Source organism: Corallococcus caeni (genome assembly GCF_036245865.1).
Classification (GTDB): Bacteria; Myxococcota; Myxococcia; order Myxococcales; family Myxococcaceae; genus Corallococcus; species Corallococcus caeni.
The window spans coordinates 284,067-299,597 of the sequence record NZ_BTTW01000006.1 but is presented as its reverse complement, the minus strand read 5'-3'; the positions used below and the strand labels follow the sequence as shown (position 1 = coordinate 299,597).

The following is a 15,531-nucleotide window of genomic DNA, read 5'->3' as shown; positions in this document are numbered from 1 at the left end:
CGGGGCGCGGCGGTCCTAAGGATTCGCCGCGCCGCCGTGCACCCGGCCGCCGCTCACGCGCTCCACCAGCCGGGCGGCGTTCGGATCCGAGTCCTTGCGGTGCCACACCCAGGCGGCGCCCAGGAAGGCCACGCCCAGGAGGACGAGGATGAGCCGGGCCAGGAAGGACGGACCGCCGCCCGCGTCCGCCATGGCCTTCAGCCCACCACGCGGTTACGGCCAGACTTCTTGGCCTTGTAGAGGTTCGCGTCCGCCACCTTGATGAACTGGGCGGGCTCCGACATCTCCGGGGCCACCTCCGCCACGCCGATGGAGATGGTGACGGGGATGTCCTTGTCCTCGAAGACGAAGCGCTTGTCCTCCACCAGCTTGCGGATCTTCTCCGCGAACAGGCGCGCCTTGTCCGGGCCGTCCTCCGGCATGACGACGGCGAACTCCTCGCCGCCGTAGCGCGCGAAGCACTGCTCGCGGCGCACCAGCCGCTTGATGGACTGGGCCATCTCCCGCAGCACGTGGTCGCCGGCCAGGTGGCCGTGCACGTCGTTGATCTGCTTGAAGTGGTCGATGTCGAACATCATCAACGACAGCGTGCGCTGGTACCGGTGCGAGCGGCCCATCTCCCGCTCCAGGTACTCCAGGAAGTAGCGCTTGTTGTTGATGCCGGTGAGACCGTCCGCGATGGTCAGCGTGTAGATGGTCTCGTGGTACTGGGTCTCGATGTTGTCGCCATCGAGGAACTTGAAGATGGAGCCGCCCACCTTCACCAGGTCCCCGCTGCGCAGGGGCTGCGCCTGGAGCACCTCCCGGTCGTTGAGGTAGGTGCCGTTGGTGGACTGGAGGTCCTCCACGAACATCTTCCCCTGCCGGCCCCAGATGCGAGCGTGGCGGCGGGACACGTTGTCCAGGTCCACCACGATGTGGTTGTGCTGGTCGCGGCCGATGGTGAACTCGGTCTCTTCCAGCACGTACTTCTTGCCCAGCTCAGGGCCGTGGATCTGCACGAGGCAGCACTCGGTGCCGCGCTCGGGACCCGGGGTGAGGCTGGAGATCTTGGTGACTCGCGTTTGGTCGCCAGACATCGCGCCGGCCACGCTAGCACGCAAGGTCCGGGGAAGCCACGCAAGCTGGGAGGACGCACGGGGTTGCGCCCCTCCTCCTACATGCCGCGAAAACGGGAGGTCGCTTTCCCCCCATCCACCCCGCCCGGTTGGGCACTCAACGGAAAAGCATGCACGGGCGGCACGGCCATTGTGGGGAGGCGGCCGGCGGCTAACGTGGCCGGCACCTATGTCAAAGCTGCTGGCAATGATCCTGGCGGGAGGCGCGGGCACGCGCCTGGAGCCCCTGACCCGTGAGCGCGCGAAGCCCGCGGTGCCGTTCGGCGGGCGCTACCGCATCATCGACTTCGTCCTGTCCAACTTCGCCAACTCCGGCGTGTACCGGATGAAGGTGCTGACCCAGTACAAGAGCGACTCGCTCAACAACCACCTGTCACGCACGTGGCGCATGACGGCGTTCCTGGGGCACTACGTGGAGGCGGTGCCCGCGCAGATGCGCACCGGCGTGGACTGGTACAAGGGCAGCGCGGACGCCATCTACCAGAACCTCAACATCATCACGGACGAGGAGCCGGACCACATCTTCGTCTTCGGCGCGGACCACGTGTACCGGATGGACGTCCGCAAGATGCTGGACTTCCACATCGAGCGGAAGGCCGCGTGCACGGTGGCGGCCATCCCCGTCCCCATCGAGCAGGGGCGCGAGTTCGGCATCATCGACGTGGGGCCGGACGGGCGGATGCTCCAGTTCCTGGAGAAGCCCAAGGACCCGCCGCCCATGCCGGGCAACCCGAAGATGTGCCTGGCCTCCATGGGCAACTACCTCTTCACCACGGACACGCTGGTGAAGGAGGTGGTGCGCGACGCGGCGGACGAGAAGAGCGCGCACGACTTCGGCAAGTCCATCATCAGCGAGCTCTACAAGCACGAGCCCGTGTACGTGTACGACTTCGCCCAGAACACCGTGGCCGGCCAGGAGGACAAGGAGCGCGGCTACTGGCGGGACGTGGGGAACATCGACGTCTACTACCAGTCCAACATGGACCTGGTGGAGGTGGACCCGACGTTCAACCTCTACAACGACCGCTGGCCCATCCACACGCAGCCCAACAACTACCCGCCCGCGAAGTTCGTCTTCGCGGACCAGGACAACCGGCGCGTGGGCAAGGCGACGGACTCGCTGGTGGCGGAGGGCTGCATCATCTCCGGTGGCAGCGTGCACCGCTCGGTGCTGTCGCCCAAGGTGCGGGTGAACTCGTATTCGGAGGTGGAGGACTCCATCCTCTTCGAGAACGTCACCATCGGCCGGCGCTGCCGCATCAAGCGGGCCATCATCGACAAGAACGTGGAGATTCCGCCCGGGATGACCATTGGCTACGACGCGGCGGAGGACAAGCGCCGCTTCCACGTCACGTCCGGCGGCGTCGTCGTCATCCCCAAGGGGATGAAGGTCACCTGAGCGGACGAAGGCACGAACGGGCGCTCCCGGAAACCGTCCCGGGGCGCCCGCGCCCGTGTCACTTCGAGCGGAACGCCGCCTTCACCTCCGGGCGGTTGAGCACGACGAGCGACCAGATGCCCGGGATGAGCCCCAGGCCATACGCCGGACCGCAGCACGGGATGCAGCAGATGATGGCCACCGCGATGGCCAGCCCGTGGAGCTGGAGGTTCTTCATCTTCCACGCCCCGAAGACGACCAGCCCGTTGAGGCAGAGTCCGGGCAGGGCGCTGAAGAAGAGGAAGGTCGGGTTCAGGAAGGGGCCCACGATGGCCCGCGCCTGCACCCGGAGCTCCGGCGGGTACACCGCCAGGGCCTTGTCGATGGTCGCATGCAGCTGCTCCAGGCCCGCCGGGGACAGCGTCTGGTAGAGCCCGAAGAGCGAGTACAGGACCCACAGGCCGCCCATCCCCATCATCAGGAGGGCGGGAACCTTGAGGGCCTGGGCCGCCCTGGCTCGCGCGGGGTCGGCGTCCGGCGCCGGGGCAATGCCCTGGGTTTCGTCCATGGCGTGCAATCAGGCCGGCTGGCGCATGGCCGCGACGGGGCGCTTCTCGAAGGCGGCGAGCGTGGTGGCGATCTCCTGGTTCACCTGCCGCAGCATGTCCTGCTTCTCCCGGAACGGGAGGAATGCGCTCTTGAAGCCGGACACGATGATGGTGGTGAGGTCCTCCAGCGACAGGCCCAGCTGGCGGTGGGCGAGCCACAGCTCCTTCGTCACGGTGGTGTCGGTGATGAGGCGGTTGTCGGTGTTGATGGTCACCCGCAGGCCGTAGTCGAAATAGAACTTGAGCGGGTGGGACTCCAGCGAGGACACCGCGCCCGTCTGGACGTTGGAGGACGGGCAGACCTCCATGGGGATGCGGTGGTCGTTGACGTAGTTGAGCAGGTCCCCGTCCTCGCGCAGCCGGGTGCCGTGGCCGATGCGGTGCGCGCCCAGCGAGTGGATGGCCTGGGAGATGGACTCCGGACCGTAGGCCTCGCCCGCGTGCGCGGTGCAGTTGACGTTGTTCTTGAGGATGAGGCGGAAGGCGTCCAGGTGGTCCTTGGCGGGGAAGCTGGCCTCCGCGCCCGCCAGGTCGAAGCCGACGACGCCGCGGTTCTTGTACGCCACGGACAGCTCCGCCAGCCGCATGGACGTCTGCGGGTTGATGTGGCGGATGCCGCAGACGATGACGGCGCACTTGATGCCCGTCTCACGCTTGGCGGCGCGCAGGCCCTCCAGCACGGAGTCGATGACCGTGGTCATCTTCAGGCCCTTCTGCAGGTGCAGCGCGGGCGAATAGCGCACCTCCAGCCAGCGCACGTTCTCCGCGGCGGCGTCCACGGCCAGCTCGTAGGCGGCGCGGTAGAGGGACTCGGCGGTCTGGAGCACGGAGAGCGTCACGTCGAACGCGACGAGGTACTCCTCCAGGCTCTTGCACACCTGGCCCATGTGGATGGCCTTGGCCAGGCCGTCCTCGGTGTCGGCCATGAGCTTGATCTTCTGCTGTTCCGCCAGCTCCAGGATGGTCTTGAGCCGCATGGACCCGTCCAGGTGGCAGTGCAGGTCCGTCTTGGGGAGCGCGTGGAGCAGCTCCTCCGTCACCGCCAGCGTGGGGGGCGGGATGATGTCCGTGCGCCGGGCGGATGAAGGGATGCCGGTGGCGTTGGGGGTTTCGTCGTCACGAATCGTGGGCATGGTCGAAGTTCCTCGCTTGCGTCATCCTCTCCCAAACCATGCCGTCCCGCGCCTGTCCACGCCTGCTCCTGGTGCCCTGCCTGACGTTGACGCTGGCCGTCATGGCGTGCCAGCGGGCGCCGGTGGAGCCGGCCTTCCAGTACTCCAGCGATGCGTCCTCCCGGACAGGGCTCACGGCCCTGGTGGACGGGGTGCTTCTGGGCAACGAGGCGGGCGCGGTGGTGCGCCTGGACCGCGGGGGCCGGCCGGTGTGGACCACCCGACTGGGCCGCGAGGTGGCGGTGGCCCCCACAGTGGCCGGCGACAACGTCATCGTGGGGACGGTGGCGGGGGAGCTGGCCTGTCTGTCGCTTCAGGACGGCAAGGAGCGCTGGCGCCTGGGCGGCGAGCCTCCCGTGCTCACGCCGCCCGTGGTGGACGACGCGGGACACACCGTCTTCCTGGTGGCGCCCGACGGCGCGGTGCACGCCCTGGCGGTGGACTCCGGACAGGCGCGCTGGAAGCGCCCGGCCCCCAGGGCGCCGGGACAGGCGTCACCGGCGCAGGCTCCGGCGGCGCAGGCTCCGGCGTCCGCTCCGGCGGAATCCTTGGAGCCACAGGTGTCCGTGGCCCCGGCGCTCAGGGCCGCGCCGGTGCTGCTGGAGGGTGTGCTGGTGGTGCCGCTCGGCTCCGGGCTGTGGGCGCTGGACGCGCGGAGCGGTGAGCCGCGCTGGTCGAAGCCGGTGACGGACGTGGTGGGGCTGGACTCCGAGCGCGACACCGTCTTCGTGGCCACGCGCCCGGGCCGGCTGCTGGCGCTGTCGGTGAAGGACGGGAGCACGCGCTGGGAGCAGCGCTTCGCGGACGGGGTGACGGGGCCGCCCGCCCGGGCGCTGGGCGCGCTGTGGGTGGGCGTGGGGCCGGCGTCGCTGGTGGGGCTGTCCACCGCGGAGGGCCGGGAGGTGGCGCGGGTGGCGCTGCCCTCGCCGCTCGTGGGCCGGGTGCAGGTGGGGTTGGAGGACCTGCTGCTGGTGCCCACCTCCGGGCGCGAGGGGCGTCTGGTCGCGCTCAAGGCGCCGGGCTGGACGCCCGCGTTCACGGTGCGGGCGGACACGCCGCTGCGCACCCGGCCGGTGGTGCGCGGGCCGCTGGTGTTCGTGCTGGGGCTGGACGGCCGCGTGCTGGCGTGGCGGCTGCGGGTGCCGCCGCCGGCCTGACGTCTTTGCGCCTTCAGCCGGCGCGCGCGTTCGCGTTCGCGCTCGCGGGGTCTGCGGACTCCACGTAGTCCAGGTCGCGGTGGAAGGTCTCCGCCAGCCGCGACAGGGCGACGAGCGCGAGGAGGAAGCACACCGCGCCCACCGCGAGCGCCGCGTGCGCCACGCCCAGGGGCCCCTTGAGCTGGCCGAAGGCGGTGGCCGCGAGCACCGCGGAGCCGCGCACGAAGTTGGGCACGGACGTCGCCACGGTGGCGCGGATGTTGGTGCCGAACTGCTCGGCCGCCATGGTGATGAGCACCGCCCAGTAGCCCACGCTCAGGCCAATGAGGAAGGTCAGCGCGTAGACGAGCGTGGGGGTGAGCCCTGGCACGAGCCCGTACACGAGCACCAGCGCGAACCAGGCGCACAGGCTGAAGCCCACGGCGCGCTTGCGGCTCTGGAGCCACTGGCTCAGCACGCCGGACAACAGGTCCCCCAGCGTCAGGCCCACGCTGCCGAAGAGGATGGCGTTGCCCGCCGTCACCGTGCCCTGCACGTGGAGGCCCGCCGTCAGCTCCGGGGCGAAGACGAAGAGGATGCCGGTGGTGAAGTAGATGGGCACGCCCACGAGGATGCAGCCCAGGTACCTGGGGAAGCGGCCCCCCTGGAGGAGCAGCAGCGCGTTGCCCTTCACCGGGCCGGCCTTCTGGGTGAAGAGGACGGACTCGGACACCTTGAAGCGCGCGAAGAGGAGCGTGAGGCCCAGCACGCCGCCCGTCACGTAGGCCGTCTTCCAGTGCAGGTGCTGCGCGACGAGCGCCGCGACGACGACGCCCAGCATGCCCAGCGTGGCGACGACGGTGGTGCCCAGTCCGCGCTTCTCCTTGGGCAGGGACTCCGCGACCAGGGTGATGGCCGCGCCCAGCTCGCCCGCGAGCCCCAGGCCCCCGAGGAAGCGGCAGGCGGCGTAGCTGTTCACGTCCCAGACGAAGGGGTTCAGCAGGTTCGCCGCCGAGTACAACAGGATGGAGCCGAACATCACCGACAGGCGTCCCCGCTTGTCCCCGAGCAGGCCCCAGACGAGGCCGCCCACCATCATCCCCGCCATCTGCGCGTTGTAGATGAAGAGCCCCTTCTGGAAGATGTCCGAGGGGTCCGTGAGGCCCAGGTCCTTCAGCGACGCGACGCGCACCACGCCGAACAGCGTGATGTCGAAGAGGTCGACGAAGTAGCCCAGCCCCGCCACCAGGACGGTGAGGTTCAGGACCGAGCGCAGCTCCCGGAGGCGGTTCATGGCGCGCGACCCTACCGCTTCCGGCCCCGCGCCCGCCCCTTCTTCAAACACAGACATCCCCCGCCGCCGAGCCTGGCCACCCTGCGGGTCCGGGAGGACAGGCGCGGGTGGCCTCCGCCCTTCCGCCCTCCCCTCCCGAGCGTGACAGACGACCCACACGTGGCGGTGCTTCCAGAAGAATTCCCTGGAAGGTAGGTTTTACTGCATGTCCGTGTTGGAGGTCGTGGCGTGGCAGCGCGTGGTGGGACTGGCCTTGTGGCTGGCGCTCGGCGGCTCCGCGTGGGCGGCCGGGCCGTGGCGGGCGGTGGCGCGCGTGGCGTCCTCCGAGGACCGCGCACTGCTGGAGCGGGTGCGGGGGCAGAGCAGTGACCTGCCGGTGGTGTTGCGGGCGGAAGCAGGCGCAGCCATGGAGGCGAGCCCCGGCGGGGCGTGGCGTGAGGCGGAGCGGATGGCCATGCGCCAGGACGCTCGCGCGGTGCTGTGGTTCACGCGGGCCGGGGCGGAGCTGCGGGTGTCGGTGGCGGCCCCGCGCACGGGTCACCTGTTCTTGCGGAGTGCGCGGGTGGAGGGCGCGCCGGAGACGCTGACGTGGTCCGTGGGCGCGGAGGCCCTCGCGTTGGCGGTGCGTTCGGCGCTGCGCGCGGTGGAGGAGGGTGAACCGCTGGGCGAAGTCGTCGCGTCCCCTCCCCCGCCGCCCGTGGTGGCGGCTGCACCTACGCCGCCGGCGCCGGCTCCGGGGGCCAAGGCACCGCCGGGGGTGCCTGCGGATCCGGTGGCCAAGGCACCGTCGGGAGTGCCGACGGATCCGGTGGTTAACGCACCGTCGAGTGTAACGACGGCTCCGGGGGCCAAGGCACCGTCGAGTGTAACGACGGCTCCGGGGGCCAAGGCACCGCTGGGAGTGCCAACGGATCCGGAGGCCAAGGCACCGCCGGGGCTTCCGACGGATCCGGTGGCCAAAGCACCGTCGAGTGTAACGAAGGTTCCGGGGGCCAAGGTACCATCGGGTATGGCGACGGCTCCGGTGGCCAAGGCACCGTCGGGTATGGCGACGGATCCAGGGGCCAAGGCACCGTCGGGGATGGCGACGGCTCCGGTGGCCGAGGCACCGCCGGGGCTTCCGACGGCTCCGGTGGCCGAGGCACCGCCGGGGCTTCCTGCGAATCTGATGGACGGCGCCTTCGTACAGGTGGGCCTGCACGCGGCGCTGGACGGGTATCACCCTGCGGGACAGCAGGGCCTGTCCGTGGGCGCGGGGTGGGCGGGCCCGATGCTGCGGCTTCGCGCGCAGGTGCTGGCGGCGCTGCCAGTGCACCTGCGGGACGCGTACACGGACCTCCGCCTGGCACAGGGTTCAGCGCTGGCGTGGGTGGACGTGCCCGTCGTGAAGGCGGGGGCGTGGGAGGGCACGGTGGGCCTGGGCGCGGGCGTCGCGGGCTTCTGGCGGCGCACGGAGGCGCGGGCCGCGGAGGTGGAGCCCGCGCCGTCGCGACTGCTCGCGGCCTTCGTCATGGGGCCGGCGGTGCGGGTGGCGTGGCGGGTGGGGCCGGCACTCGCGCTGGAGGCGGCGCTGTCGGGCGAGGTGCTCCTGGGGCGGCCCCGGCTGGGCTACGCGGTGGATGGCGGCTTCGTGCTCCGGGAGGACGGCGCGTCCGTGCGTCCCCGACTGGGAGTGGGGATGGTGATTTTTCCGTGAGCACCGATGACCCGATTTCGCGCCGTCCCTCCTCCCTGCGGGACATGAGGAGCTCGGGCTCACATGCGACCGTCGCGCCCCGTGGCGAGGACGCCCGGCTGATGGCGGCCATGCGCGGACAGCGTGACGCGACCGAGTCCCTGCTCCTGGAGCTGCTGCCCCGGGTGCGCAACCTGGTGCGCTACCTCGTACGGGGGGACTCGGACGTGGAGGACATCGCCCAGGAGTCGCTCATCGCGCTGGTGCGGGGCCTGCCCACCTATCGCGGTGACGGGCGGTTCCACGGCTGGGTAGACCGGGTGGTGGTGCGCACGACGTTCGCGTGGATCAAGCGTTCACGCGGGCGCGAGGCCCGTTACAGTGAGGATCCGGTGGAGTTGTTGGCGGTGCCGTCCGACGAAGCGCCGGCGGACGAATACCTGCATCGCCGTCACCTGGTGGCGTTGCTGGACAGGCTGTCGACGGAGCAGCGGCACGCGCTGGTGCTGCACCACGTCCTGGAATTGAGCGTGCAGGAGATTTCGACAGAGCTGGGCGTCCCCTTCGAGACCGTGCGCAGCCGGCTGCGCCTGGGACGCACCGCCCTGCGAGCGCTGGCCTCGGACGGTGAGACGCCAGAGGGAGAGTCCTCATGAGCTCCCGCCCCCCCGACGACGGTGACGCGGAGCCGCTGGACGACCTGCTGCGGCCCCTGGATGACGGCAGTGGACCCGCGAGGCGGCTGTCGCGGCAGCGCTCGAGCGCGCTCGTCCAGGCGGCGCTGGACGCGGCGCTCCAGCAGGCGCCGGAGCCGCCGCGAAGGCGCAAGCGGCCTCCCGTGTGGCTGATGGCGGGCGCGGCGCTCGTCTTCACCGGGGCCGCGGCTGCCGCGGTGTGGCGTTACTCGCGCCCCGCGCAGCCGCACCCGGTGGTGCTGACGCCGGCCGTGCCGGAGCCGACGCGGGTTGCCACGCTGGAGCCGGTGCCCCTGCCCGACAGGCCGGCCCCACCCGAGCCCTTCACCATCGAGCATCCCCGGCCCCTGCGTCCGAGCATCGCGGTGAAGGAGTCGTCGAAGCCGGAGGACCTGTTGCGGCAGGCCAACGCGCTCCGTTCGGCGGGGAAGTGGAAGGAAGCGGAAGGGCTGTACCTGAGCGTCATCCGCGCGGAGCCGTCATCGCTGGCCGCGTACGTCGCGCGCGTGGCGTCGGGCTCGCTGCGGCTGGAGCACCTGGGGGACGCACGCGGCGCCCTGCGTCAGTTCCAGGATGCGGTGCGACTGCAACCCGGTGGCATGTTGGATCCGGAGGCCCGCCACGGAGTCGCCGAAGCCCATCGCGCCCTGGGCGACACGGCGGCGGAGGCCCGGTCGCTGGGTGAGTTCCTCACGCTGCATCCGGACTCTCCGCTGAGCGCGGCGTCCCGTGCGCGGCTCCGGGAGCTGTCTCCGCCATGAGGCGCGGCCCACCGTGGAGCAGCCGCACGCCGAGGCACGGGCTGGCGCCCAGGCCTTCGGACATGAAGTCCGTTCCCATGGATGCGCAGGGGGAACCCCGTGGGGACAGCCCGTCCGCGCCGCACCGCACGAACTCGTCCGACAGTCGGACAGGTTTGAAGACCCGCCTCACCTGCCGTGGCCGGGGGCATCCACGCCCACCGAGCAGCGAGAGCCTGTCCGACAGTCGGACAGGTCGGGGGCACGTCGAGCCGGAGGTGGACCGCACGGATGACCGGGGCGTGGGGCCTCCGGAGCTCGTCTTGCCCGCGCGCGGTGCGCATGCCGTCGGCAATGTGGCGATTGCTCTTCAGGAGCCTCCCACGCATGGCGTGGCAAGGTGACGGCCCCATGAGACTTCGCATCACGCGGTTCATGCCGTGGGCAGCGGTGCTGGGCGCCGCGTGCACGGTGAACGACCCGGTGGCCACACTGCACTCGCCCGACGCGGGCACCGACGTTCCGGATGCGTGGGCGAAACACTGCGCGGACAGCGGGCCTCCGCTCCTGCTGGGCAATCCCGCATCAGGGCCCCTGCTGTGCAGCGGCAAACTGGCGGAGACGCTGTTCCGCCGCGCGGCGTGTTCCTGCGAAGGCCTGTCCCTCAGCGCTCCGTTCGCCGTGGATGCATTCCGGAGTTCACTGGGGCCCTACGCTCCTGGAAGCACGGGCGGCGACGTGGGCGTGAATGGCGGCCTGTCCGCGAACGATCGCGTCACGGTGGGCGGCTCGCTCCGGGTGGGTGGCGTCCAGCTCAGCAGCCCGCTCACGGTGGGCGGCAGCCTGGACAGCAACGGTTCCCTCTCCGGTCCTGGGACGTCCGCCACCGTGGCTGGCGACGCGCGGGTGAACGGGGACGTGGCGCTCGCCGGACTCACCGTGGGGGGCGTGCTCACCGTTCCTCCGGAGTTCTCCCCCGGCCCCGCCCAGGCATCGGAGCTGCGCCGTGAGCCCGTGCCCGCGGTCACGCCCTGCGACTGCGCCGAGGGCTCCCGCTTCGACCCGGCCGCGCTCATCGCCCACCACACGGTGGACAACGACAACGCGGCCATCGGCCTGGACCCGGCGGCGCTGGGAGACGTCACTGGCGAGCGGTTGCTGGAGCTCCCCTGTGGCCGCTTCCTGCTGACACGCATCGCAGGGTCTGGCCACGCCACGCTGCGCATCCGGGGTCGCACCGCGCTGTTCATCCCCGGGGGTGTGGACCTGGTCGAAGCGCTCACGGTGGACGTGCAGCCTCCGGGCGAGCTGGACCTCTTCCTCGCGGGAGGCTTCGTCGTGTCCGGCCAGCTCACGCTGGGCTCCACCACCCTGCCCTCGCGGATGCGCGTCTACGTCGCGGGCACGCAGGCCTTGGACATCTCCGCGGGCAGCACGCTCGCCGGCAACCTCTATGCGCCCCAGGCCCAGCTCAACCTGAGTGGCAACGCGGAGGTCTTCGGCTCGCTGTTCGTGCGCCACCTGGAAGCCTCTGGCGCGGTGCGGATACACCACGACGCGGACGTGCTCGACGCAGGCGCCGCGTGTCCTGCCCACTGAGCAGGGAGCCGGAAGTCCCTTGGCACATCCGGAGCGGAAGCACGATTCAAGCGGCTGCGTGCGAGGTCAATCGACACAGTCACTCTCCCTCATTCGAGGGCATGCGGCAGCGCATGCGAGCGGACGCGACGTGCCGTCGCCACTCACGAAGCTGGGAGCCTCAGGGAACGGGTAATGAAGCCCCAGAGGCGCGCAGCCCACCGGCGCAGAGGGCCCTGGGTGCCGTAAAGCGATCCGCTTGCATTGAGCACCGCCACGTGGGCCTGCCCGCCAGAATCAGCGGGTGGAGCCTCAAGCTGGGGGACAACGTCCGGGGACGAAGCGTCCCAACCTGTCCGACTGTCTGACAGGTTGCTCAAGGCCGAGTCCGTCACCTCGTCACCAGGGCCCTCTCCACCAGCCACGCAGGATGCGAGTCCCGAGGTGACTGGAAACAGCCGTGCCTCGTTGTCGGGTTCTACGGAAAGGCCCTGCACAGCGGGACAGGGAGCAGCACTGAGCGCCTCGTGTTCCTCGATGGATGGCGCAAGGCGATTGAGGCCAACCTCCTCGACGAAGGGGCGTGTCTGCAATGCCTCGTCCTGGTCAGGGGCCGGGGCGGGGGAACCAAGGCCACGCTCCTCAACGCAAGGAGGTGCCTCCAATCCATGGCCCGGCCCGGTCGCGGACGTGGGAGCACAGAAGGAGGCCTGAGCCAAGTGGGCCTCGGAGACCGCAGGTTCCTGAAAGGAAGGGGCGAAGGCGTCCAGCACGCCCTCATCGCATGCCTTCAGCAGTGCCGGCAGTTGGTGCTGAATCGTCCGCGTGTCGCGCTCGCTCAGGGCGTGCATCGCGCACACGGCCCACTGGCGCAGCGACTCTCCGCCAATGAAGGACATCAGCCGGGCGGCTTTGCCCCTCATGGCCCGTTGCAGTGACTGGATGAGGAGCAGGTGCCCGGGGCGGGCCGCCGCCTGGGCCGCCAACCGCAACAATTCGAATTCCAGCTGCGCGCACCGTGCCCCCGGCTCCCAACGCGCCAGGTCCCAGAGATTGAAGCAGGTGGCCTCCAACTGGTGCCGGTCCGCCTCGGAGGCACTCGCGCAGCAGTCGACCAGCAGCTCCACCAGCACCTGCCGCTTGAGGCTGAAGTAGCCCTCCAGGAGCCGCCGGCATTCCTCGGAGCGCTCGTCATGCAGCGCCATGCCCAGGTTCTCCAGCGTCAGCGACTCGTCCAGCGCTACCGCACGCGCCACACGCCCGGGACGCTGCACCACCAGGCCTCGCGCCGCCAGCCGCCGCAATGCCTCGCGCACGGTGCTTCGGCTCACTCCATAGCGACGCGCCAGCACCTGCTCCGAGCCCAGCTGCCCGTTCCTCGGCAGCCGCCTCAGCGATATCTCGCGCTCCAGCTGCTCCTCGACGTACGCCACGAGCCCCACCTGCACCATCACCGTCCGCCTCCTCGCCCAAGCCTCGCCCATCCAACCAGAGGGGTCTGACATGGACGCGAGGGCCTACCGTCCTCTCCAACTTCCGGACCGGCGTGCCCCTCGGCCCCAGGCAGTGCGAACCTGTCCGACTGTCGGACAAGTTTGGCGGAACCGGGATCCCGGTGGGCTCCTCTGTCCGGGGTCATCGCTGGCGCCCGCACGTGCACCCCGTCGAGGCCCGCCGCTTCGCTCCGCGAGGTATGTCTTCGCGGCGAGCCTCGGGCTTCGCGGTTGGTTCACGAACCGCCGGTGACCTGCTTCGCTCAGCGGAACACGACGGTCTTGTGACCGTTGAGCAGGATGCGGTGCTGCACGAACCACGTCACCGCTCGGCCCAGCACCACGCTCTCCACGTCGCGCCCTATCGCGGTCAGGGCCTCGGGCGACAGCGTGTGGTCCACTCGCTCCACGTCCTGTTCGATGATGGGCCCCTCGTCCAGGTCGCCCGTGACGAAGTGGGCCGTCGCGCCAATCAGCTTCACGCCCCGGTCGTAGGCCTGCTGGTACGGCCGCGCACCCTTGAAGCTGGGCAGGAACGAGTGGTGGATGTTGATGAGCCGCCCGCGCAGCGCATCACACGTCTCCGGCGAGAGGATCTGCATGTACCGGGCGAGCACCACCAGGTCCACGCGCTGCTCGCGCACCAACTCCAGCAGGCGCGCTTCCTGCCGCGCCTTGTTCTCCGCCGTCACCGGCAGGTGGTGGAACGGAATGTCGTGGGACGCGGCCAGCTGGTAGAAATCCCGGTGGTTGGACACGATGGCCGGGATCTCCACCGGCAGGATGCCGCTGCGGTAGCGATACAGCAGGTCGTTCAGGCAGTGGCCGATCTTCGAGACCATCAGCAGCACCCGGGGCTTCTCCGCCGCGTCGTGCAGGTGCCAGTCCATGGAGAAGCGCTGCGCGAGCACGCCAAAGGCATCGCGCAGCGCCGCGGACTCGACCTTTCCCTCTTCATCCGTGAAGTGCACACGCATGAAGAACAGCCGCGTCTGCGGATCGCCGTACTGGGCGCTGTCGAGGATGTTGCAGCCGTGCTCGGCGAGCCAGCCGGAGACGGCATGGACGATGCCGCGCTGATCCGGGCACGACAGCGTGAGGATGTATTGGGCAGGACGCTCGGTCATGGGCGGCGGTGACTATAGCTTCGCCGGGTACACGCTCGTCCCCGGGCGCGGTAGGGATTGTCAGGTGCATGGCGGGCGCCCCTCGCCCTTCCAGGTCCTGCACGCGCTGTCCCTCGAGCCGCTCGCCGAGGCGCTGGACGGCCACGGACTGGCTCAACGGCTGGAGTGAACAGGACCGTCCGCCCGGGTGGCATTCCGTGCGCGGGAGGCTTCCCTCTCGGCGAAGCGAACCTAGACTCTGGCCTGTCATGGCCGACGCCACCCAATCCGACGCGCCCCGCCGCCAACGGCCGGTGCCGGAGTCCCTGCGCGAATATGGCCGGGGCATCGCGGGCGGGCTGCTCTTCAGCCTGCCGCTGCTCTACACGATGGAGGTGTGGTGGGCGGGCTTCACGTCCCATCCGGGCAGCGTGCTGGGCTACCTGGTGGCCACGTACGTGTTGCTGCTCGGGTACAACCGCTACGGCGGCTTCCGCCGGGACGTGTGCTGGTTCGACGTCTTCACGGACTCCCTGGAGGAGCTGGGGCTGGGGCTGCTCGTGTCCGTGGTCGTGCTCGTGCTCATCGGCCGCATCGGAGAGGGCACGTCGCTCCAGGAGGCGGTGGGCATGGTGGTGGTGGAGGCCGGCACGGTGGCCATTGGCGTGTCGGTGGGCACCGCGCAGCTGGGCGGCCAGCACCGCGAGGAGAACGAGGAGGAGGACAAGAAGCGGCTGGAGTCCGCGGATCACGTCCCCGGGCAGCTGGTCATCGCGTTCTGCGGTGCGGTGCTGTTCGCGGCCAACGTGGCGCCCACGGAGGAGATCGTGATGATCGCCGTGGAGACGCAGCCCTGGTGCCTGCTGGGGCTCGCCGTGCTGTCGCTGCTGCTGGGCGGCCTCATCCTCTTCCAGAGCGACTTCACCCGCGCGCACCGCTTCACGCGCCGCCGGCTGCGCCGGGACGTGCTGGCGGGCACGGTCGTCACGTATGCCATCGCGCTGCTGTCCAGCGCGCTCGTGCTGTGGTTCTTCGGCCGGTTCAACGGCAATGGCCTGAGCGTCCGCATGGCCCAGGTGGTGGTGCTGGCCCTGGCGTCGACGCTGGGAGCTTCGGCGGGGAGACTGCTCATCCAATCATGAGGACGAACTGGAACTGGCTGGAGGGCGTCGTCTTCGTGTCGAGCTGCGTGCTCGTGGCGCTGGTGCTGGGCTACCTCGCGGTGGATGCGTGGAACACCGGCAGCGGCCCGCCGGACCTGTCCGTGCAGGTGGGCACGCCGGTGGCGGCCGCGAACGCGAAGGAGTGGCGGGTGCCCGTCACGGTGACGAACCACGGCGACACGGCGGCCGAAGAGGTCCACGTGCGCGTGTCGCTGCGAGGCGGCCACGAGCCGAAGAAGGAGGCGGAGTTCGTGCTGGCGTACGTGCCCCGCCACTCCCAGAGGGAGGCCTGGGTCGCCTTCCGCGAGGATCCATCCCCCGCGGGCGTGGAGGCGCACACCGTGGGCTTCGCCGCCCCCTGACGCGCGCTGCTAT

General features: G+C 70.3%; 16 protein-coding genes. 9 read left to right on the top strand and 7 right to left on the bottom strand.

From position 1 onward, the window contains the following. Positions 1 to 15: 15 nt before the first annotated feature. Together AABA78_RS25530 and AABA78_RS25525 are read right to left on the bottom strand one after the other, a co-directional pair. Positions 16 to 192, bottom strand: coding sequence for a hypothetical protein (locus AABA78_RS25530; protein WP_167497789.1), 177 nt, complete (start codon positions 190 to 192; stop codon positions 16 to 18). A 5-nt stretch (positions 193 to 197) separates the two neighbouring features. After that, entirely contained in the window at positions 198 to 1,079 is an 882-nt protein-coding gene (locus AABA78_RS25525) for a diguanylate cyclase (RefSeq protein ID WP_338266636.1), read from the bottom strand. A gap of 208 nt (positions 1,080 to 1,287) precedes the next feature. Between AABA78_RS25525 and glgC the strand changes: the two genes are divergently transcribed. Then, positions 1,288 to 2,517: a glucose-1-phosphate adenylyltransferase gene (gene glgC, locus AABA78_RS25520; RefSeq protein ID WP_171416393.1), complete on the top strand. Its 1,230-nt coding sequence runs from the start codon at positions 1,288 to 1,290 to the stop codon at positions 2,515 to 2,517. 58 nt (positions 2,518 to 2,575) lie between these two features. On the opposite strand, the gene AABA78_RS25515 is transcribed toward glgC, so the two are convergent. Continuing rightward, the gene (locus AABA78_RS25515; RefSeq protein WP_338266633.1) at positions 2,576 to 3,064 is read right to left on the bottom strand and encodes a hypothetical protein; all 489 of its coding nucleotides are present in this window, start codon (positions 3,062 to 3,064) and stop codon (positions 2,576 to 2,578) included. 9 nt (positions 3,065 to 3,073) lie between these two features. Beyond that, a complete protein-coding gene (gene add, locus AABA78_RS25510) occupies positions 3,074 to 4,237 on the bottom strand; it encodes an adenosine deaminase (RefSeq protein ID WP_338266630.1) in 1,164 nt (387 codons plus the stop codon). 101 nt (positions 4,238 to 4,338) lie between these two features. Between add and AABA78_RS25505 the strand changes: the two genes are divergently transcribed. Beyond that, positions 4,339 to 5,433, top strand: a complete 1,095-nt coding sequence (locus AABA78_RS25505) for an outer membrane protein assembly factor BamB family protein (protein ID WP_338266628.1) — start codon at positions 4,339 to 4,341, stop codon at positions 5,431 to 5,433. A gap of 13 nt (positions 5,434 to 5,446) precedes the next feature. Here AABA78_RS25505 and AABA78_RS25500 read toward each other — a convergent pair whose 3' ends face one another. Further along, positions 5,447 to 6,706, bottom strand: coding sequence for an MFS transporter (locus AABA78_RS25500; RefSeq protein WP_338266625.1), 1,260 nt, complete (start codon positions 6,704 to 6,706; stop codon positions 5,447 to 5,449). Between the two features lie 205 nt (positions 6,707 to 6,911). Here AABA78_RS25500 and AABA78_RS25495 point away from each other — a divergent pair, with 205 nt between their 5' ends. From AABA78_RS25495 to AABA78_RS25480, 4 genes are all read left to right on the top strand, one after another. Continuing rightward, the gene (locus AABA78_RS25495; RefSeq protein ID WP_338266623.1) at positions 6,912 to 8,402 is read left to right on the top strand and encodes a hypothetical protein; all 1,491 of its coding nucleotides are present in this window, start codon (positions 6,912 to 6,914) and stop codon (positions 8,400 to 8,402) included. Positions 8,403 to 8,503: 101 nt separating this feature from the next. Then, positions 8,504 to 9,037 carry an RNA polymerase sigma factor gene (locus tag AABA78_RS25490; RefSeq protein ID WP_338266621.1) on the top strand — a complete coding sequence of 178 codons (534 nt, stop codon included), beginning with the start codon at positions 8,504 to 8,506 and terminating at the stop codon, positions 9,035 to 9,037. Further along, the gene (locus AABA78_RS25485; protein WP_338266618.1) at positions 9,034 to 9,837 is read left to right on the top strand and encodes a tetratricopeptide repeat protein; all 804 of its coding nucleotides are present in this window, start codon (positions 9,034 to 9,036) and stop codon (positions 9,835 to 9,837) included. The genes AABA78_RS25490 and AABA78_RS25485 overlap by 4 nt, the downstream gene beginning before the upstream one ends. Before the next feature lie 390 nt (positions 9,838 to 10,227). Continuing rightward, positions 10,228 to 11,415, top strand: coding sequence for a DUF7305 domain-containing protein (locus tag AABA78_RS25480; protein WP_338266617.1), 1,188 nt, complete (start codon positions 10,228 to 10,230; stop codon positions 11,413 to 11,415). Between the two features lie 143 nt (positions 11,416 to 11,558). On the opposite strand, the gene AABA78_RS25475 is transcribed toward AABA78_RS25480, so the two are convergent. Together AABA78_RS25475 and purU are read right to left on the bottom strand one after the other, a co-directional pair. Then, the gene (locus AABA78_RS25475; protein WP_338267210.1) at positions 11,559 to 12,845 is read right to left on the bottom strand and encodes a FadR/GntR family transcriptional regulator; all 1,287 of its coding nucleotides are present in this window, start codon (positions 12,843 to 12,845) and stop codon (positions 11,559 to 11,561) included. 305 nt (positions 12,846 to 13,150) lie between these two features. Beyond that, complete coding sequence (gene purU / locus AABA78_RS25470; RefSeq protein ID WP_338266614.1) at positions 13,151 to 14,014, bottom strand: formyltetrahydrofolate deformylase; 864 nt, start codon at positions 14,012 to 14,014, stop codon at positions 13,151 to 13,153. Between purU and AABA78_RS25465 the strand changes: the two genes are divergently transcribed. From AABA78_RS25465 to AABA78_RS25455, 3 genes are all read left to right on the top strand, one after another. After that, a complete protein-coding gene (locus AABA78_RS25465) occupies positions 14,013 to 14,183 on the top strand; it encodes a hypothetical protein (protein WP_338266612.1) in 171 nt (56 codons plus the stop codon). The two genes, purU and AABA78_RS25465, sit on opposite strands and share 2 nt — an antisense overlap. Positions 14,184 to 14,262: 79 nt before the next feature. Beyond that, positions 14,263 to 15,135: a TIGR02587 family membrane protein gene (locus tag AABA78_RS25460; protein ID WP_338266611.1), complete on the top strand. Its 873-nt coding sequence runs from the start codon at positions 14,263 to 14,265 to the stop codon at positions 15,133 to 15,135. Further along, the gene (locus AABA78_RS25455; protein WP_338266609.1) at positions 15,132 to 15,518 is read left to right on the top strand and encodes a hypothetical protein; all 387 of its coding nucleotides are present in this window, start codon (positions 15,132 to 15,134) and stop codon (positions 15,516 to 15,518) included. The genes AABA78_RS25460 and AABA78_RS25455 overlap by 4 nt, the downstream gene beginning before the upstream one ends. Positions 15,519 to 15,531: the final 13 nt, after the last annotated feature.